The organism is Bacillus sp. JJ783 (assembly GCF_036963225.1).
GTDB lineage: Bacteria > Bacillota > Bacilli > Bacillales > Bacillaceae_G > Bacillus_A > Bacillus_A cereus_U.
Genome location: NZ_JBALMG010000037.1, coordinates 191587 through 209621, shown reverse-complemented (window position 1 = coordinate 209621; position 18035 = coordinate 191587). Strand labels below are relative to the sequence as shown.

Genomic DNA, 18035 nt, shown 5'->3' with positions numbered 1-18035 from the left:
CTTCTTCGGAAACTTAACCTTCATCAATATCAATTTCTGAAAGCCGTCCTGCCACTGCATCTGTAAGGAGGGTGTTTAACCATTGTAATTCAACGGTAATATGCTCAATAACGCTTTGTAAAATGTATAGTTGTGCACGTGGAATGTTCCCTTTGCTACAATCGTATATAGTTTGCATTTTATGTAAATATTGAACGGTATCATTTTTCTTTTTTTCTAAAATAGGAACTAACTCTCGATCATCACCAAAATGAGCAAAAGAGATTGCGGAATAGATCGGTTTATATATTTGGTTTTTTGCTTCGAACTGTTTTAATAGTAACGTGTGAAATAGCCGTTTACCTTCTTCTGTTATATGAAAGATTGTTTTATCTGGTCTATTCGTATCTCGAACAATAGTTGTAATGCGAATTGCGCCTTGCTTTTCTAATTGCTCGAAGGCGTAGTACAGTGATCCTTTTGCGTATTTAATATAACAATCCATGTGTCGTTCTTTCATAATGTGCTGCACTTCATATGGATGTTTATCTCCTTCGAGTAGCAAGCCGAGAATGACTAATTTCATACTCATGCTGTCTCAACTCCTGTATATAGAAACTTTATATATATTATAAACGGCATATCCTTTTTCATAAAGGGATATGCCGTTTCTTTTTTCTATACTAACTTACTTTCTTTTGTTTTTGTTTCGTTTCTGGTCCTGTGAAGAGGCGCTCATTTCCCATAAGCAAAATACAAATAATACTTAGTATGGCCGGAATAAGTGCCCAGAAGAACGTATTAGCAATAGATGTTGCAAGAGCCTCCTTAATTCCGCTCAGTACTTCAGGAGGTAGCTTTTCAGTAGCATTTGGTGATAATAAAAAGCTTGTGTCTCCACCTTTAGGAGCCATTTTTGCTAGTTCAGGAGGGAAGACTGCTTTTAATTTATCAGTGAAAACATGATTTTGAATTGTACCGAAAATCGTTACACCAAGAGTCATACCGAGTGAACGGAAGAATGAATTTGTTGATGTAGCAGAACCGCGATCTCTCATTTCTAGTTTGTGAATAGATGCCATACTTAAAACTGAGAAGGAGAATCCAACTCCAAGTCCAGCAAGCACCATAAACATTGTTACGAGTGTACGAGGTGTTTCCATAGTTAAAGTACTTAGTAAATAAATACCAAGAACGAAGAAAACCCCAGATACTATCATGATGTTACGATAACTTGTTCGTGAAGCTAACTGTCCACCAGTTTGACTTCCAATTACAGATCCTACCATCATAGGTGTCAAAATTAATCCAGCATTTGAGGCTGAACCACCGAGAACACCTTGAACGAAGATTGGAATATAAACTGTACAGATGATAAAAGCTGCGCCATAGAAAAAGGCAACACCTTGGCTAGCTGCAAACAAAGGTTTTTTAAATAAATGGAAAGAAATAATAGGCTCGGTTGCGTTTCTTTCTACGAAGAAGAAAATAATAAGCATAATAACAACAGTTGAAAATAAACCAATAATCACATTAGAGTTCCATGCATATTCCTTACCACCAAGTTCTAGGGCAAACATCAAGCAAATAATACTAATGACAAGTGTAATAGCACCAGCCCAGTCAATTTTTTGTTTTCGATATTCTAGAGACTCGTTATAGTATTTAGTAATGAAGAAGAAGGAAATAAGTCCTAATGGAATATTAATATAGAAGACCCAGTGCCAACTTATATAATCTGTAATGTAAGCACCTAATAAAGGTCCGAAAACACTAGATGTTCCGAAAACAGCACCAAATAGTCCGGTCATTTTTCCGCGTTTTTCAGGCGGGAATATATCATACATAATTGTAAATGCGATCGGCATAAGAGCGCCGCCACCAATTCCTTGAATGGCTCTATAAATGCTTAGTTGTTCAATACTTGATGCTGTCCCGCAAAGTGCAGAACCGAATAAGAAAAGAATTAGTCCGCCAATATAAAAACGTTTTCGTCCGTACATATCAGAAAGCTTACCGAATATAGGCATTCCGGCCATTGTTGCTACCATGTAGGCAGATGTGACCCAAACGAATTTGTCGAACCCTCCTAAGTCTCCGACAATTGTTGCCATCGCAGTTGCAACGATTGTATTATCCATTGCTGCCATTAGAATACCAAGTAATAAACCAGCAACAACAAATTTTGTTTTACTTGAGTCGTTTTTTGAAAGTTGTGCTTCCAAGAGTAGTCCTCCTTTAATAAAAATTAAACTAACTTAAGTTTTTTAGTGCAATGTATACAAACTCTATGTACAGTTTGTATCGTTCCCTCTTCATTTATAAAAAATTGCATTGACATGATATAAAGGATGGAAATCATAAATTATATTATAGTCAAATTTGACTAAAAGGTAAATGTTTTCTTAAGCCAAAGTATTTTATTATATTGACGAAAAGAGAGAGTAAGAATTTATTTTTTTATGTAGTTCAGGAAGTAAATTGTAAAAAAATATTTAATAAAGAATAACCTGTGTCAACCTATTAAAAATGGTTTTTTCTTTATATTGTCGAATAGGATAAAAGGAAAAGAAAAATTTAAAATGTTTTGTAACAAGCTCAATATTTTTTCTTAGTGTAGTTTATTGCATCGAGAGGCAGAATAAAGTTGTATAGATGATACATCTGGAATGAGGTGAATATATTATGAAAATATGGAAACGAATTTCGGATCAAGGAAGGTATTCTATACCGTTACAGCCGGTTTTGTGGATTGATGGTTCTAAAAAGGACACGGAAGCATCTAATGTAGCAGTCACATTGCAAATCCGTAGTATGTATAAAGAAAAATTTTCATATGAGATGATCTATGATGTTAATGACATACTAATTATTCGACTTGAAGTTGAAAACAAAGGCGTTGAAATGATTTCGCGAGTAGTTGTAAGCCATATGATTCGTGATTATTTCGCGTATATCCCAAACTCTTTAAAAGCAGATAAGGGAATAAGTGAGTTTTTATTTCAGCTTGTAAGGTGGCGAATCGATAATCTATCGCCGAGTGAAAGGGTAGAATTAATTTGTCAAATAAAAGCAAATAAAGATAAAGCTCCTCCCAATTCATTATTTCAGGCTACATATACATTTCAATATAAAGGAGTATCATATGGACCGCTACAAACAAATGAAGTGGTTGTCAGAAAATGATAAGAAGGAACCTGTGCGAAAGGTTCCTTCTTTAATGAAGATTGTGCTTCTTGAGTAATTTCTTTTGTTCCACTCCTTTTTTTCCAACATAGTTATTTTTGTATCCAAAATATAGAATGAATAGAAATGAAATAACATTTACTAGAGCGTCAATTTGATCGTTTGTAATGAAGTTTATTCCGAAAGAGTTAAATAGTAATTTTAATGATAATAAAAAGCCAGCTAGTAAGCGCATAATATCTGATAGATTTTCTTTTTGAAGCATATAGGTCACTCCTTTCTAAAAACGATATATAGTATATATATGAAATAAAATAGAAAAGGTATACGAGCTTAAGTAGAAATGTACATGGAATATGTACATTTTTTATTTTGTAGAAAAACATTATTGTTATAGAAGTATATATTAGTATAGAAGGGAGGGAAAGTATGAAATATAAAGGGAAAATAAGTGGATTACTACTTGGGAATACAGTGGCAGTTACAGAATGGATTGCGCTGCAGGACGTAATTACAAAACTGGATTCGCGATCATTTTATACCGTCTTTATTATTTATATATTGCAAATGATACTAAGCTGCTATTTTGGACATTGGTATGATAAAAGAGAGAGTGGGCGTATGAATACGGAAGTAGGAGGAATGGCAAGCAACGATTTTGTTGTTGATTTTTTTGGGAAATTAGCTGCTTTATCGGAACGAGATTCTCGTAATATTACAGTGTACATTCTTTCTGTAAAAGAATGGGAAGGATTAAAAGACACAGTGCAAGAAAAAAGGTTGGAAGTGTTAGTGCAAAAATTGGAACATACCATTGTAAAGACAATTCGAAAAGGTGATGTCGTTACTAAATGGGATGAAAATAAGTATGTTATTGTAGCGATTGATAATGGCTATGAAAAGTCAACAATAACAAATCGATTAATCAAAAATATTCAAAATGAAATAGCGAATGATTTATTAAGTGTCACACTGTTATTTGGAGCGGCAAGTTATCCGATAGAAGGGAAAACTTTTGAAGATTTGTTTAGAAAGGCACAAAATCAATTGTATAATTATAGAAACTTGCAAAGTCATGAATGAAACTTTGATTTGAAGAAGTATGATATAAAGAATTTTTTGTAACATTTTTTTGTCTTTTGTTACAAGAAAACTTTTTTTTGTAACAAAAGTCTTTAAAAATATATGAAATCAGCATATAATTGTCTGTGGATGTGTCAATGCATTTTGCACAATGCGTTTCATTTTAAAAGTGTAGAGGAAAGCATGCTCTACACTTTTCCTTTTTAGGGGATAAAAAGAATATTTGTAAATTGTTGCAAGGTAGCATTTGTCCTGTGTAAAATGAACAAAGGGATTATTTGATAGAAAGCGGGAAAGGGAATGATAGAATGATAGACGTGTGAGACAAACGGTCATCTTTTATCAGGTGAAACATTATCGTGTTTCTTGCAGTAGGTAAGATTAAGGTAAATACCTTTATGTTTTAAGACATTACATAATTTCAAGTACGGAAATTGTACAAGCAGTATAAATAATTATTGATGATCTTCGTAAAAAAGATGCGAGCGTGAAATAGATAAAGAAGTTACATGTTTTTCATGAGATTTTTGGCACGATGGTCGTTTATTAATAGGAGGAAAAGATGTTGAAATATAATAAATTAGCAATTGTAACTGCATTATCAATGACTTTACTAGCTGGTTGTTTCGGCCCAAAACCAGAAGAGGAGCTATATGTTGCATTTGAAAATGCTGCCAAGCAAGAAAAAACAATGTTTGAAGATGCGAAAAAATTAGAGTCATTAGAGAAAGAGGGGCAAGTATTATATAATCAAATTGTCCAAGAAGGAAAAGATAATAATCAGGCTGTTAAGGATAAGCTTGATCAAGCGGTGAAAAATACAGCTGAACGAGAAAAGGTTCTTATTAAAGAAAAAGAGGCGTTAAATAAAGCGCAAGAAGAAGTGAAGTCAGCTGATAAGCATGTGAAGAAAATTGAAGATAATAAATTAAAAGACCAGGCGGATAAAGTAAAGAGTACTTATGAGAAACGACATGATTCATTCCAAAAGATGTACGATAGCTATAATAAATCTTTAAAGCAAGAAAAAGAATTATATACAATGCTACAAGATAAAGGTACAAAATTAAAAGATATTAGCGAGAAAGTAAAGTTAGTAAACCAAGCATATAAAGATATTGAGACAGAAAAAGATAAGTTTAATGAATATACGAAATCATATAATACAGAAAAAGTTGCATTCTATAAACAAGCGAATATTAAAATTAAGGAAGATAAAAAATAAAACAGTTTGGCCTAATATGGGCCAAACTGTTTTATTTTTTTGTATAGGTACGGCTATACCATGGAACTGCTTCGCTTAATTTTTTTTCTTGTTTTAATGCTTCAGGACCAATATAATCTTGAAGTGTTTTTTTTGCTATTGTTAAAGATAAGGTTGTTTTCGGATTTCGATAGGAGGATTCAAGGTGACCAAGATGCGGTAGGGTGCGAAAATCATCTTTCGTAGGAGGGATATGGAAAAAATAATCACCTAAACGTATAAGAACATCGGATTGTTGCTGACTAAAACGTGGATTTCTAGAAAAATGTAATCCTTCTTTGATAGCCTTTTTTTCAGTAATTAAGCGTTCTAAAGCAGTCTTTTTTAACCAATATAAGTACTTAGGGTTAGTTGCAGCTTTAGCATGACGATTCACAACGAAAATAGATTGAGCTAGTCTATTAATAGAATGTTGATTATGTAATTGAGATTGGGGTTGTGAAGGTTTCATATTGAATCTCCTTTCAAGTTTTCCTTATTATAGCATAATAAAATGGGTTTTTATTATATGCAAAAAGTAATTGTATATATTTTCAATATTAAAGCAATATTGTTATAAAAAACAACTATTTTGTATAATAGTGATAGAATATGTTTCAGAAATTTGATAATGAAAGAGTGAGAAGTTTGAAAGAAATACTAAAACTACAATATGCCATTATAGACATTGGTTCTAATACAATGCGTTTAGTTATTTATGAAAAACAAAGCGGGGGTTTTTATAAAGAGATTGAAAATACGAAAGTGGTCGCTAGGTTAAGAAATTATTTAGTAAATGGTGTATTAAGTGAAGAAGGAATAGAAGTATTATTACAAACATTATTTCAATTTCAAGAAAGTACAAGATTCCATAAGTTACATCATGTACTTTGCGTTGCAACGGCAACAATTAGACAGGCTGAGAATCAAGATGAAATTAAAAAACTTGTTGAAGGGCAAACAGATTTTACTCTTAGAGTTTTATCAGAATATGAAGAAGCACGTTACGGTTACTTAGCAGTTATGAATTCCACTTCATTTTCAGAAGGAATTACAGTTGATATTGGTGGGGGGAGTACAGAAGTTACATACTTTCGAAATAGAGAAATTTTAGAATATCATAGCTTTCCTTTTGGAGCGCTTTCTTTAAAGCAACAATTTATTCAAGGTGATATTCCTACTACAGAAGAGTTAGAGGAAATAAAAAACTATTTATGGTATCAATTTCGAACGCTACCATGGTTAATCGATAAAGAATTACCCCTTATCGCAATTGGGGGGAGTGCGAGGAATATGGTGAAAATCCATCAAAATTTAATTTGTTATCCTATAGCTGGATTACATTTATACAAAATGAAAGAAGAAGATATTAAACATGTAAAAGAGGAATTAAAAGAATTGTCGTTCATAGAGCTTCAAAAGATGGAGGGGTTAGCAAAAGATCGAGCAGATACAATTATTCCAGCAGTCGAAGTCTTTCATATGCTTGTTAACGTTATAGAGGCACCGGCATTTATATTGAGTAAAAAAGGATTAAGAGAAGGTGTTTTTTATGAAGAATTAACGAAAGATTTGGGGATTTCGTACTATCCGAACGTAGTAGAAGAAAGTTTATATTTATTATCATATGAATACGAAATGGATATGGAATTTGTAATTCAACTTATTAAACAAGGAACATTGATTTGTAAACAACTTGAAGGAGTAGGACTTATTTCTATGTCGGAAAAAGACTGGGAAATATTCCATCAAGCGGCGAAAGTATTTAATATAGGGAAGTACATTGATGAAGAAGCGAGCCGCCTACATACGTTTTATTTACTAGCGAATAAAACAATTGATGGCATGATGCATAAAGATCGAGTTAGATTAGCACTTATTGCTTCATACAAATCAAAAATGTTATTTAAACAACATTTAGCCCCATTTGAAGGATGGTTTGATAAAAGTGAACAAAAAAAAATCCGGTTATTAGGAGCTGTTTTGCAATTTTCAGCCGCTTTAAATGTGAGACAAAGAGCGCTTGTTGAAACGATATCTATAACAGAAAGTAAAGAAGGATTAACATTTAGAATTGTATGTGAGCAATCGGCATTAGCGGAAAAAGTGCAAGCTGAAAAACAAAAAAAGCAGCTAGAAAGAGTATTGAAAACGAATATTAACTTATTATTCGAATCAGAATGTTAAGTTGTACGGATGTCTTTACGAAAAATTAACACTTTGGAATATTATAATTTGATAAAATAAAAGTAACTAAATTATAGTGAAAAAGTTTCAAAGGGAAGTGTGAAGAGAATGGAATTGCTAAAGGGGAATTTAGTAAATTTAAATGATACAGCGTATTATAATAACCGCGAGTTGAGCTGGTTAGCTTTTAATGAACGTGTACTACAAGAAGCGCAAGATGAAAATAATCCACTTTTAGAAAGATTAAAGTTTATTAGTATTTTCAGTTCAAATTTAGATGAATTTTTTATGGTGCGCGTAGCAGGTTTGAAAGATCAAGTAAGTGCCGGATTTAATCAGCCAGAAAATAAAGCAGGTTTAACACCGAAGAAACAGTTAAATAAGATTGCGATAAAAGCTCATGACTTAATGACGGTACAGTATGATACGTTTAAAGGTTACGTATTGCCAGCGCTTGAACTAGAGGGGATTGAGCGTCTAACATTCCATGATTTGACGAAAGAGCAGAGGGAATTTATCGAAGAGTATTTTGATGAACAAATCTTTCCAGTGTTAACTCCTGTAGCTATTGATGCGTATCGTCCATTTCCTATGTTATTAAATAAAAGCTTGAATTTAGCTACTATTTTATACGATGAGAAGCAGGCAGAGGAAGAAAATCGCACGAAATTAGGAATTGTCCAAGTGCCTTCTTTACTGGAGCGTTTCATATTTTTACCGAGTGAAGGGCAAAAACATAAATTTATTTTATTAGAAGATGTAATTAGTGGTTTTACCCATAAATTATTCACAGGATATAACGTATCACCTGTTACTCGCTTCCGTATTACACGTAATGCGGATTTAACAATCCATGAAGAAGGTGCACGCGATTTATTAAAAGTAATTGAAAAAGAATTGAAAAAGCGTAAGTGGGGAGCTGCCGTCCGTTTAGAAGTTGGTAAAGAACACATTGATGAAAGAGTGCTAGCGTTACTGTATGAGGTGTTGGAAGTAAAAGATGAAGATGTGTACATGATGGATGGACCGTTAGATTTAACATGTTTATTCTCCTTATATAAAAAATTAGCGCCTTTATATGAACATCTTGTATATCCGGCTCTTATTCCTCAACCTCCTCAAGATTTAGGTGATGAGGAAGATGTATTTGAAAAAGCGATAGAACATGATATTTTATTACACCATCCTTTTGAGTCGTTTCAGCCAGTCGTTGATTTTGTCCGTGATGCGGCAGATGACTCGAATGTACTTGCGATCAAACAAACATTATATCGTGTAAGTGGAGATTCTCCAATAATTCAGGCGTTGAAGGTAGCAGCTGAAAAAGGAAAACAAGTGACGGTATTGGTTGAGTTAAAGGCGAGGTTTGATGAAGAGAATAATGTTCATTGGGCTAAAGAATTGGAACAGGCCGGATGTCACGTTATTTACGGAGTAAGTCACTTGAAAACGCATAGTAAAATTACGTTAGTTGTAAGAAGAAGAAACGGAAAAATTGAAAGGTTTGTACATCTTGGAACCGGAAATTATAATGATGCAACAGCGAAGTTATATACCGATTTTGGATATATTACATCGCGAAAAGACTTTGGTGTAGATGCAACAAATTTCTTTAATTATTTGAGTGGTTATACAAAAAAACCGCATTTTCATCATCTATCTGTTGCCCCGTTTGATATAAGAGAGCAGTTTATGGAGTTAATAGATGAGGAAATTCGTTACCATAGACAATATGGAAATGGATATATTATCGCTAAGATGAATTCGTTAACAGATAAACCGTTAATAAAAAAAATGTATGAAGCATCGCAAGCTGGGGTAAGGATAGAGCTCATCGTTAGAGGGACATGTTGTTTAAGACCTGGTATTCCAAATGTAAGTGAAAATATTCGTGTAGTTAGTGTTGTGGGAAGATATTTAGAACATAGCCGTATTTATTATTTCCATCATAATGGAGATGAAAAAATATATTTATCTTCAGCTGATTTGATGACGCGAAATATGGAAAAACGAGTAGAAATATCCTTCCCGATTTTAGATATTGAAATGAAAGCGAGAATAAAGGCAATTTTACAGCTGATTTTAGCTGATAATGTGAAAACACGTGAACAAAATAAAGATGGTGACTATTATTATATAATTAATAGTAGTATAGAAGAAATTGATAGCCAAGTGAATTTATTTAAGATGGCGTACCAAAATACAGATGCTGAATAATAGAGAAAAAGTAAAAACCTCTTAATCGAAATTAAGAGGTTTTTATTTTTTTCTCTACTCATATGTTCCATAAATGGAAGAATGAGTAGAGAGAATAGTTTTTATTATAAGCGTATGATGCGTCGGTTCATTGAGAGAATAATATTTGGAAGAATCGTTGTTTTAAATTAGTAATAGTATGGTTGTTGACAAGGCCCGCCGTAACAAGGATAAGGTGCTGGTGGTGGATAAGGCGGATAAAACGGTCTAGGGCCGAAAGCTAATGCTCCACCGAGTAATCCTCCAGCAATTCCAGCTAGAAATGGAACACCGAAAAATGGTAAGAAGCGTGAGTCGCCTGCTGGGCCAATAGGTGCTGAACGAACTGGGATCGGTTGATAATATGGATACATGAACAAACCTCCTTTACTGGACTCATTTTTATCATATGGTGGACCAAGTGTGGATGAGCGCGTACAAGAAAGGATATGTAAAAAAATAGGCGAATTGTTACGAATGTTGTAGGATGAAGAGTGTAATTTCAGGTTTTGACATAAAGCGGAATGGGACACGTGTTCTTCCAATACCTCGATTGACATAAAGAGTCAAACCTTGAATGTTATAGAAACCTTCAATATATTCTTTTGCAAGCGACGGGGTAATAATAGCACCTAAAAAAGGAATTTGTACTTGTCCGCCATGGCTATGACCAGAAAGTTGAAGATTGATTGGATATGTTGCGATTTGTGGCGCGATATCTGGTTCGTGAACGAGAACAATTGTATAAATATTTTGTTTTGCATGTTGTAAAGTTTCCGCTATTTTTGGTTTACCTAGTAGCATATCATCGAGCCCGAAAATAGAAATTTCACTATTATCCAGTAACCGAATTCGTTTTTCACTATTGTGCAAAAGTTCAAATCCAGATTCGCGCATGATGTGATCATAGTATTCAGTTCCATATCCACCATGGTCGTGGTTACCATAAATAGAAAATTTACCGAAGGGTGCCTGTATATTCTTTAAAATGGATGCAACAAAAGGAGCCTCGGTATATGTTTGGTAATCATCAATGAGATCACCAGTAAAAAGGACAATATCTGGCTTTTCAGCATTAATCTTGGAAACGATTTGAGATAAATGTTGGAGAGAGAAATAGTATCCGAGATGTAAATCGCTAAATTGAAGGATCTTCATACCATGAAAACCTTTTGGTATGAGCTGTGATTTAAGTGTGTGTTGCGTAAAAGAAAGCAAATAGGGCTCTATATATTTAGCATAATAATAGCCGATACTAGCGGTTATAAATGAATATAGACAAGTGCGTATTCCAGATTTCAAAAAATTTCTTCTTGTAATTTTCTTCATATATAGGTTACTCGAATCTCCCTTCAGTTTTTTAAAAATATATTTTAAACACTAAAAAAGTAGTATAGGTTACGAAAAAAATGAACGAAAAGAAACCTCTTTACGTTAAAATATCAGAAAAGTTTAAAAATATAAAGATTTCTATCAAATAAAGTGATAAAATGAATGTGTATTCATTTTTTGGAGGGGATGTATGTGAAAGAGAAGGTAGTTATTATAACAGGTGGATCAAGTGGAATGGGAAAAGGGATGGCGACTCGTTTTGCGAAAGAAGGGGCACGAGTTGTTATTACAGGACGTACAAAAGAAAAGCTAGAAGAAGCAAAGTTAGAAATTGAACAGTTTCCAGGGCAAGTATTATCTGTACAAATGGATGTACGAAATACTGATGATATTCAAAAAATGATTGAACATATTGATGAGAAGTTTGGACGAATTGATATTTTAATAAATAATGCAGCCGGAAACTTTATTTGTCCAGCAGAGGACTTATCTGTGAATGGCTGGAATTCGGTAATTAATATTGTATTAAATGGTACATTTTATTGCAGTCAGGCTGTTGGTAAATATTGGATTGATAAAGGCATAAAAGGAAATATTATTAACATGGTGGCAACATATGCATGGGATGCAGGCCCAGGGGTTATCCATTCGGCAGCAGCTAAAGCTGGTGTATTAGCAATGACAAAAACGCTTGCTGTTGAGTGGGGACGTAAATATGGGATACGAGTTAACGCTATCGCACCAGGACCAATTGAACGTACAGGTGGTGCCGATAAATTATGGATTTCAGAAGAAATGGCTAAGCGTACAATACAAAGTGTCCCACTTGGTAGGCTGGGGACACCAGAAGAAATTGCGGGTCTAGCTTATTATTTATGTTCAGATGAAGCTGCATACATAAATGGAACTTGTATGACAATGGATGGTGGCCAGCATTTGCACCAATATCCATTTTAAAAGAGATGGAAAATGAATGATTTATTATTTTTTCTTTGGTAAAATGTGACGAAGTTGTGACATGTGAGAGAAATGTGTTTACAAAGGGGAATATATACGTTATATTTAAGACCTCTTTTTTCTTCATAGTAGAATTGCTAATTCCCCTTAGCATTTTACCCCTCTAATCCCTTCAGGAAAACTGAAGGGATTTTTTATTATTTTTCCGTAAATATCGTGTTATAATTTTTGAAAAGTAAAGGGAGGGAAGCACGTTGATAGATGCGTTAGATGTAATGAGTAACTTGGATAAAGTCCTTCCTTATTATCAAGCTATTTTTAGTGCTGATGAGCATACAGTAATTGGATATGAAGTTGTAGGACGTATTCAAACAGAAGAGGGCATACAAAGTTTAGCATCTTTCTTCCATGATGATTCTATTCCGAGTGAGTTCCAACTTGAAGCGGATAACATCATTGTAGAAAAAGCGTTAAATAGGTATTTAGAAACGGATCAAAAATTATTATTATTTATACATCGGAATGCTAATGTATTAATGAATGATGAAGATGAAAGTTTACTTCAACTTTTGCTGATGTATGAAGAACAAGGTTTGAACTTACAACGCATTGTTCTAGAAATAACAGAACATGAATGTAAAGAAGATATAGAACAATTTAATCATTTACTGATGTATTATCGTACATATGGTATTCAAATTTCGATTAATAAAGTCGGAACGGGTACAAGTAATTTAGAGCGTATTAGCGTGTTAGCACCGGATATTTTAAAAGTAGATTTAACAAATTTAAGGCAAACTGCACTTTTACAATCTTATCAAGATATTTTATATTCCTTATCTTTACTTGCTAGAAGAATTGGTGCGACATTGTTATATGAAGAAATTGATGCTTTTTATCAACTACAATATGCTTGGAAAAACGGCGGTAGATATTATCAAGGTAATTATTTGAAAGAATGTTTACCTGATTTTATTGAAACGAATGTTTTAAAAGAGCGACTTGGTAATGAATGTCATCAATTTATTCTGCATGAGAAGAAGAAGTTACAAAAAATTTATAATTTAACAGAGATGTTACGTGATCGAATTGGTGATGTTCTGTCAAAACAAAAAAAGAATGAAGATATAAATGATTGGTTATTACAATTTAGCCAAAGCATATCACAATATAGTTTTCGGATATTTATTTGTAATGAAGATGGTTTCCAACAATCTGGTAATATTATGAAAAAAGATGGTGAATGGATCATTATGCCAGAGTATTATATGAAGAACTGGAGCTGGCGCCCGTATTTTTTAGAAAATATAATGAAAATGCGTTTTGAGAATAAGGCAAGACTTTCAGATTTATATGCTGATATCGAAACTGGTGAAATGGTACGAACATTTTCATTCCCGATTGATGATGAAAACTTTTTATTTATAGATTTATCGTATGAATATTTATATGAGGAAGATGTTTTATTTTAATGCACGAAGAGATTCGTGCATTTTTTTTGTTTGTTTTTATCATAAATTGGTAATAGTGAAAATGATGATGAAAATGCTGTCTATCGTTGTAAAGATTTTACGAACGAAATCATCCCTTTCTTTGCATAATCATTGTTACAATGAATACTACAAAGACAAGCTCTTTTAAAAGGAAGGTGAAAAAATGAAGAAATATGGAATATGGTTTGTTCTATTTATATGTGTTGCCTTTCTAGTTGGCTATAGTGTCACAACTGTTTTAGGAAAAGAAGAAGTGAAAGTGGATCGGAAAGAAGTGTTTACAACGATAAAAAAAGGTTATGAGACGCAATTTTCAATTCGCGGGAAGCAAATATCTATGAATAAGATGATAGAGACGTTATCACCATATTTTACAAATAATTTCCTTCAAGTTTTTACAGATGAAAACAGTAGAAATGAAAAACAAAGTGGTGAATATTTACTTCCAGCAAAAGAAGCTCCGTTTTCCTTTAATTCAGAAACAAAAATGTCTTATGATGAAGAGCATAAAAATTTATATGTCTACGAGCGGGCAAAGAGTGGACAATATCAAATTGTGACATTGCAAAAAGATAATGGAAAATGGAAACTAGCAGGGTATCATGAAAGTCAGGAACTGTTGACTGAAATAAAAAGGTTACAACAATTATGAGAATAGGGATATGTGTCCCCTATTCCTATTCTATACCGAGTAGCTGTTGTAATTTTTCAATTTGAAAACCTGCGACAACTTCTCCGTCAATTACAACTGTTGGAGTTGAATAGGATTCATAGTCATATAAAAGACGATTGCGTGCAGCAGCGTCTTTTTTTACGTCAAATTCCTCATATACAACGTTATTATGTTTTAAAAATTCTTTCACAATGGTACAAGGCGGACAATCTGGTTGTGTATAAACCTCAATTTTTTTCATTGTAATTCCTCCCTTTTTCTGTTTTTTATTATATTCTGCCAGTATAAAAAGCGCAATAAAGAAGTAAAAAGATGCTCTTTCATCTTTTTACTTCTTATTTCGACAAATTTTAGTTGAGTTTCTGGTCAAGAACCTTTATCCTAGATTGTGGAACGTTTTTTCTGTTATGACGGATAGAATGAGTATAGCTGTAAAACCTATTGGTAGGAAGATCAGAGAAAGGAGAGATTTCATGTCTCTACTCCAAGGAATTTTAACTCGACTTGTTAGTCTACAAGAACAAGCTGAAAGCGGTGAAGTAGCACAACGCTATTTTGAAGTGAACGGTGAGCGCAAATGTAGCGTGAAATTTTTCGATAAAAGTGAAATGTATGAATTAGAAGTGTATCAACAAGGTGAAAAACCTCAAGTGTATCAATTCGATAACATCGATATGGTTGCAATTGAGATTTATGATATCATTAATTGATACATATAAAAAAGGTACTGCCAAATGGCGGTACCTTTTTTAGTTATATTAATTAATGGGCTATACAGGTAGTAGAGGTTGCAATTTAAGTCGCGATTAAATAAAAGGTTTTTTACAAATGTATATGTATAGGAATTTTTTATTTTTCCTACAATGATAGTAAATATTAATAGGAGGTGCAAAGGATGGAACGCTTACCGATTGTTATTTGTCCTAATTGTCACAGTCATGCTGAAATTAATCATGTATTAACCGCCCAGTCTAATCAAAATGTAATTTATACATGTAGGTTTTGTAATTATGTAATTCGAAATATTGAAACGAATAAAGGGTAGTAAGTTATAATTTTTATTTTTGTCCCATACAATGAGAATACGAAAAGTCTGTCTAATTGAAAGGACGTGACTATGTGGACGGTGAGCATACATTTTATAATGTTTCAGAGAGACATTTGAATTTTGATATGGTATTTAACCGTATTTGTAGTTTCATTGAAAAGGATCCACGAAATTTATATCGATTATCTATTGGGACAGACTCACAAGCGCATCAAAAGGATACGAGGTTTATTACAGCGATACATATTCATCGGGTTGGAAAAGGAGCATGGGGATGTTTGCATCATAAATCAGTGAAAAATAAGCCAGCAACGTTGCGAGAGAAAATATATTTAGAAACACAGTTTAGTCAAGAAATCGCCTATTTATTTACTCCCAATCATATACAAACAATATGGGATTTATTGCACCCATACGCTCAAGATGGAGCAGGATTCATAATGGAAATTCATTTAGATATCGGGAATGATGGTTTAACAAAAGAATTTATTTTAGATATGACGATGAAAATTCAAGCAATGGGATTAACAGCGAAAATTAAACCAGATGCTTATGCGGCATTTAGTTATGCGAACAGATATACGAAATAATGTGAAATGATGTCTATATATTCGCAGTCGTTAAGTATTTCTAACAAAAACTGAATATTACATCTGTTAAATAGACTGAAAAATTTATATAATGAGAGTGATGATGCGAGTGCAAGGAGAGGAGCATATGGAAAAGGAATTTGTTTTAACAAGAGAAGAAGAAAATTTATTGTTGGATATTCTGTTTCAGCAAAATTACGCGAGCGAAATTTTAGCGGTGGAGCTTACAGACATTGAGAATGGTTTAAAACAGACAGATGTGACGCAATATAAAAAAATCACAAGATTGTTTTACCGATTAAAAAATAAAGGGTATTAAGCACTACCGGAATGGTAGTCTTTTTTTTATGTTATATGCTAAAATAGTTATGTATTTTTATTAGAAGAATGTCAGGACAAAATAATAATATGAAAACGCTATCATAAAATGTGAATAGGATCGGAGAATATTAGCAGGAAAAAGGGAAAATGGGGGATGTAACATGATTAGTATTCCGAAAGACGAGTTTCAACAAATTCTTGTGAAGGATTTAATGATTTCATCAGATAAAGTAGCACATGTACAAATAGGGAATGGTCTAGAACATGCTTTACTCGTTCTTGTGAAATCTGGATATTCGGCGATTCCTGTTTTAGACCCTATGTATAAATTACATGGGTTAATTAGTACTGCTATGATTTTAGATGGTATTTTAGGATTAGAGCGCATTGAGTTTGAAAGACTTGAGAATATGAAAGTGGAACAAGTGATGAAGGAAGAGATTCCAGTTCTTATGTTAGAAGATTCTTTTGCAAAAGCTTTAGAAATGACAATTGATCATCCTTTTATTTGCGCTGTCAATGAAGAAGGTTACTTCGAGGGTATTTTAACACGGCGGGCTATTTTAAAATTGTTGAATAAAAAAGTGAGACAGCATAATCGATAACGTAGGGAAAGTGACTTCACAGAAAAGGCGAAGTCACTTTTTTTCGTGCATATCAGTTGTGTATGTATTATATTTAAAAAGACATAAAGCATAAGAAAAGTTTGAACTAACAAACCGTTCTAATGTATAAAAGTATGCAATTAAATTAAGGATGAAATACTTATTAAAATTAGGTGTATGGAAGCTAAGGAAAGAGGGAGAAAGTTGCAAATTGATGATTTTCAAATGATGGTTGTGTTAGCTCAGGAATCAAATATGAGAAAAGCGGCGGAACGTTTATTTGTTTCCCAACCTGCGCTTAGTCAACGATTACAATCTATGGAGAAACAATGGGGAATGAAATTTTTTATTCGTTCACAAAAAGGATTAACAATTACACCTGAAGGGGAAAAAGTTGCAAATTATGCAAAAGAAATGTTACAACGGGAAGAGGATATTAAAAGTGAACTGGCTCTTTTTAGAACGGAAACATACGGAACGTTAAAAATAGCTGTTGCATCAGTCATTGGGCAATATTGGCTTCCACCTGTTTTGAAAAAATTTGTGCATAAGTATCCTTCTGTGAAGATATCTCTGTTTACTGGCTGGAGTAGTGAAGTGCAAAAGCAATTTTATGAAGGAGACGTTCATGTTGCTATACTGAGAGGATCACAAGAATACAAAGGGCAGAAACAACAATTATTTGAAGATGAATTATATTTAGTTGATAAAGAAATAAAAGATATTTCGATGTTAAAAGAGACAAATAGACCATTTATTCAATTTAAAAGTGATTCGACTTACTATGGACAAATACAAAATTGGTGGTATGGATTATTTTCAAATCCACCTAAGCGAACGATTGTAGTTGACCAAATTGAAACGTGCAAACAGCTTGTTTTAAATGGAATAGGTTATGCTCTTTTACCTTCGACTGTTTTAAAAGAAGTGCAGGAAAATATGTATAAAACACCTGTTCAATTAACGAGAGAAACATGGTTATTGACGAGTGACTCGGCAAGGCAGTTGAAGCAAGTACAAGCATTTTTAGAAATTATAGAAGAAATTCAAATGGAAAAATAAGATTATTGTCTTGCTACTCGCCCTATCGTTTGGTAGAGTAA

Annotated in this window: 21 protein-coding genes; 14 read left to right on the top strand and 7 right to left on the bottom strand. The window is 33.2% G+C overall.

All coding sequences use genetic code 11. The annotated features are described in order from the left end of the window. Positions 1 to 13 precede the first annotated feature (13 nt). Both V7038_RS08585 and V7038_RS08580 read right to left on the bottom strand, forming a co-directional pair. The gene (locus tag V7038_RS08585) at positions 14 to 571 is read right to left on the bottom strand and encodes a PadR family transcriptional regulator (protein WP_002111530.1); all 558 of its coding nucleotides are present in this window, start codon (positions 569 to 571) and stop codon (positions 14 to 16) included. 91 nt (positions 572 to 662) lie between these two features. Next, positions 663 to 2204 (bottom strand): MDR family MFS transporter, encoded by a 1542-nt coding sequence (locus V7038_RS08580; protein ID WP_002111528.1) that lies wholly within the window; start codon positions 2202 to 2204, stop codon positions 663 to 665. Between the two features lie 460 nt (positions 2205 to 2664). Here V7038_RS08580 and V7038_RS08575 point away from each other — a divergent pair, with 460 nt between their 5' ends. Then, positions 2665 to 3165 (top strand): hypothetical protein, encoded by a 501-nt coding sequence (locus V7038_RS08575; RefSeq protein ID WP_002111526.1) that lies wholly within the window; start codon positions 2665 to 2667, stop codon positions 3163 to 3165. A 31-nt stretch (positions 3166 to 3196) separates the two neighbouring features. Here the strand turns inward: V7038_RS08575 and V7038_RS08570 are convergent, their stop codons facing one another. Further along, positions 3197 to 3430 (bottom strand): SPP1 phage holin family protein, encoded by a 234-nt coding sequence (locus V7038_RS08570; RefSeq protein WP_002111524.1) that lies wholly within the window; start codon positions 3428 to 3430, stop codon positions 3197 to 3199. Between the two features lie 164 nt (positions 3431 to 3594). Between V7038_RS08570 and V7038_RS08565 the strand changes: the two genes are divergently transcribed. Next, on the top strand, positions 3595 to 4248 hold the full coding sequence (locus tag V7038_RS08565) for a diguanylate cyclase domain-containing protein (RefSeq protein ID WP_002111523.1): 654 nt from the start codon (positions 3595 to 3597) through the stop codon (positions 4246 to 4248). Positions 4249 to 4810: 562 nt separating this feature from the next. Then, complete coding sequence (locus V7038_RS08560) at positions 4811 to 5473, top strand: YkyA family protein (protein ID WP_002066948.1); 663 nt, start codon at positions 4811 to 4813, stop codon at positions 5471 to 5473. A 31-nt stretch (positions 5474 to 5504) separates the two neighbouring features. Here the strand turns inward: V7038_RS08560 and V7038_RS08555 are convergent, their stop codons facing one another. Then, positions 5505 to 5963, bottom strand: a complete 459-nt coding sequence (locus V7038_RS08555) for a YkyB family protein (protein WP_002066920.1) — start codon at positions 5961 to 5963, stop codon at positions 5505 to 5507. 140 nt (positions 5964 to 6103) lie between these two features. Here V7038_RS08555 and V7038_RS08550 point away from each other — a divergent pair, with 140 nt between their 5' ends. Both V7038_RS08550 and V7038_RS08545 read left to right on the top strand, forming a co-directional pair. After that, a complete protein-coding gene (locus V7038_RS08550; RefSeq protein ID WP_081338517.1) occupies positions 6104 to 7678 on the top strand; it encodes a Ppx/GppA family phosphatase in 1575 nt (524 codons plus the stop codon). A 108-nt stretch (positions 7679 to 7786) separates the two neighbouring features. Beyond that, positions 7787 to 9895 carry a polyphosphate kinase gene (locus tag V7038_RS08545; RefSeq protein WP_002111519.1) on the top strand — a complete coding sequence of 703 codons (2109 nt, stop codon included), beginning with the start codon at positions 7787 to 7789 and terminating at the stop codon, positions 9893 to 9895. Positions 9896 to 10062: 167 nt separating this feature from the next. Here the strand turns inward: V7038_RS08545 and V7038_RS08540 are convergent, their stop codons facing one another. Both V7038_RS08540 and V7038_RS08535 read right to left on the bottom strand, forming a co-directional pair. After that, positions 10063 to 10287 carry a hypothetical protein gene (locus tag V7038_RS08540; protein WP_002111518.1) on the bottom strand — a complete coding sequence of 75 codons (225 nt, stop codon included), beginning with the start codon at positions 10285 to 10287 and terminating at the stop codon, positions 10063 to 10065. Between the two features lie 97 nt (positions 10288 to 10384). Then, on the bottom strand, positions 10385 to 11242 hold the full coding sequence (locus V7038_RS08535) for a metallophosphoesterase (RefSeq protein WP_002111516.1): 858 nt from the start codon (positions 11240 to 11242) through the stop codon (positions 10385 to 10387). A gap of 195 nt (positions 11243 to 11437) precedes the next feature. On the opposite strand from V7038_RS08535, the gene fadH reads away from it, so the two are divergent. The 3 genes from fadH (at position 11438) to V7038_RS08520 (ending at position 14347) form a co-directional block, all read left to right on the top strand. Further along, on the top strand, positions 11438 to 12202 hold the full coding sequence (gene fadH / locus V7038_RS08530) for a 2,4-dienoyl-CoA reductase (protein WP_002111515.1): 765 nt from the start codon (positions 11438 to 11440) through the stop codon (positions 12200 to 12202). A 254-nt stretch (positions 12203 to 12456) separates the two neighbouring features. Then, a complete protein-coding gene (locus V7038_RS08525) occupies positions 12457 to 13674 on the top strand; it encodes an EAL domain-containing protein (protein ID WP_002111513.1) in 1218 nt (405 codons plus the stop codon). A gap of 184 nt (positions 13675 to 13858) precedes the next feature. Then, positions 13859 to 14347, top strand: coding sequence for a DUF3993 domain-containing protein (locus V7038_RS08520; protein ID WP_335469819.1), 489 nt, complete (start codon positions 13859 to 13861; stop codon positions 14345 to 14347). A 25-nt stretch (positions 14348 to 14372) separates the two neighbouring features. Here the strand turns inward: V7038_RS08520 and V7038_RS08515 are convergent, their stop codons facing one another. Further along, positions 14373 to 14609, bottom strand: a complete 237-nt coding sequence (locus tag V7038_RS08515; RefSeq protein ID WP_002111510.1) for a glutaredoxin family protein — start codon at positions 14607 to 14609, stop codon at positions 14373 to 14375. Positions 14610 to 14841: 232 nt separating this feature from the next. Here V7038_RS08515 and V7038_RS08510 point away from each other — a divergent pair, with 232 nt between their 5' ends. The 6 genes from V7038_RS08510 to V7038_RS08485 all read left to right on the top strand — a co-directional run bounded on the left by V7038_RS08510 (position 14842) and on the right by V7038_RS08485 (position 17994). Further along, positions 14842 to 15078 (top strand): YkuJ family protein, encoded by a 237-nt coding sequence (locus V7038_RS08510; protein WP_002111509.1) that lies wholly within the window; start codon positions 14842 to 14844, stop codon positions 15076 to 15078. Positions 15079 to 15263: 185 nt separating this feature from the next. Next, positions 15264 to 15413 (top strand): hypothetical protein, encoded by a 150-nt coding sequence (locus V7038_RS08505; protein WP_002033828.1) that lies wholly within the window; start codon positions 15264 to 15266, stop codon positions 15411 to 15413. Between the two features lie 74 nt (positions 15414 to 15487). Beyond that, positions 15488 to 16006 (top strand): ribonuclease H-like YkuK family protein, encoded by a 519-nt coding sequence (locus V7038_RS08500; RefSeq protein ID WP_002111508.1) that lies wholly within the window; start codon positions 15488 to 15490, stop codon positions 16004 to 16006. A gap of 127 nt (positions 16007 to 16133) precedes the next feature. Then, positions 16134 to 16325, top strand: a complete 192-nt coding sequence (abbA, locus tag V7038_RS08495; RefSeq protein ID WP_002145987.1) for an antirepressor AbbA — start codon at positions 16134 to 16136, stop codon at positions 16323 to 16325. Positions 16326 to 16488: 163 nt separating this feature from the next. Further along, positions 16489 to 16932 (top strand): cyclic-di-AMP-binding protein CbpB, encoded by a 444-nt coding sequence (gene cbpB / locus V7038_RS08490; RefSeq protein ID WP_002066926.1) that lies wholly within the window; start codon positions 16489 to 16491, stop codon positions 16930 to 16932. A gap of 177 nt (positions 16933 to 17109) precedes the next feature. Next, on the top strand, positions 17110 to 17994 hold the full coding sequence (locus V7038_RS08485) for a LysR family transcriptional regulator (RefSeq protein ID WP_033714019.1): 885 nt from the start codon (positions 17110 to 17112) through the stop codon (positions 17992 to 17994). Positions 17995 to 18035 lie beyond the last annotated feature (41 nt).

Coding starts and splice junctions, on each gene's coding strand:
- V7038_RS08585 (WP_002111530.1), bottom strand. CDS start 571: ATGAGTATGAAATTAGTCATTCTCGGCTTGCTACTCGAAGGAGATAAA.
- V7038_RS08575 (WP_002111526.1), top strand. CDS start 2,665: ATGAAAATATGGAAACGAATTTCGGATCAAGGAAGGTATTCTATACCG.
- V7038_RS08570 (WP_002111524.1), bottom strand. CDS start 3,430: ATGCTTCAAAAAGAAAATCTATCAGATATTATGCGCTTACTAGCTGGC.
- V7038_RS08565 (WP_002111523.1), top strand. CDS start 3,595: ATGAAATATAAAGGGAAAATAAGTGGATTACTACTTGGGAATACAGTG.
- V7038_RS08560 (WP_002066948.1), top strand. CDS start 4,811: ATGTTGAAATATAATAAATTAGCAATTGTAACTGCATTATCAATGACT.
- V7038_RS08555 (WP_002066920.1), bottom strand. CDS start 5,963: ATGAAACCTTCACAACCCCAATCTCAATTACATAATCAACATTCTATT.
- V7038_RS08550 (WP_081338517.1), top strand. CDS start 6,104: ATGTTTCAGAAATTTGATAATGAAAGAGTGAGAAGTTTGAAAGAAATA.
- V7038_RS08545 (WP_002111519.1), top strand. CDS start 7,787: ATGGAATTGCTAAAGGGGAATTTAGTAAATTTAAATGATACAGCGTAT.
- V7038_RS08540 (WP_002111518.1), bottom strand. CDS start 10,287: ATGTATCCATATTATCAACCGATCCCAGTTCGTTCAGCACCTATTGGC.
- V7038_RS08535 (WP_002111516.1), bottom strand. CDS start 11,242: ATGAAGAAAATTACAAGAAGAAATTTTTTGAAATCTGGAATACGCACT.
- V7038_RS08520 (WP_335469819.1), top strand. CDS start 13,859: ATGAAGAAATATGGAATATGGTTTGTTCTATTTATATGTGTTGCCTTT.
- V7038_RS08515 (WP_002111510.1), bottom strand. CDS start 14,609: ATGAAAAAAATTGAGGTTTATACACAACCAGATTGTCCGCCTTGTACC.
- V7038_RS08510 (WP_002111509.1), top strand. CDS start 14,842: ATGTCTCTACTCCAAGGAATTTTAACTCGACTTGTTAGTCTACAAGAA.
- V7038_RS08505 (WP_002033828.1), top strand. CDS start 15,264: ATGGAACGCTTACCGATTGTTATTTGTCCTAATTGTCACAGTCATGCT.
- abbA (WP_002145987.1), top strand. CDS start 16,134: ATGGAAAAGGAATTTGTTTTAACAAGAGAAGAAGAAAATTTATTGTTG.
- cbpB (WP_002066926.1), top strand. CDS start 16,489: ATGATTAGTATTCCGAAAGACGAGTTTCAACAAATTCTTGTGAAGGAT.
- V7038_RS08485 (WP_033714019.1), top strand. CDS start 17,110: ATGGAAGCTAAGGAAAGAGGGAGAAAGTTGCAAATTGATGATTTTCAA.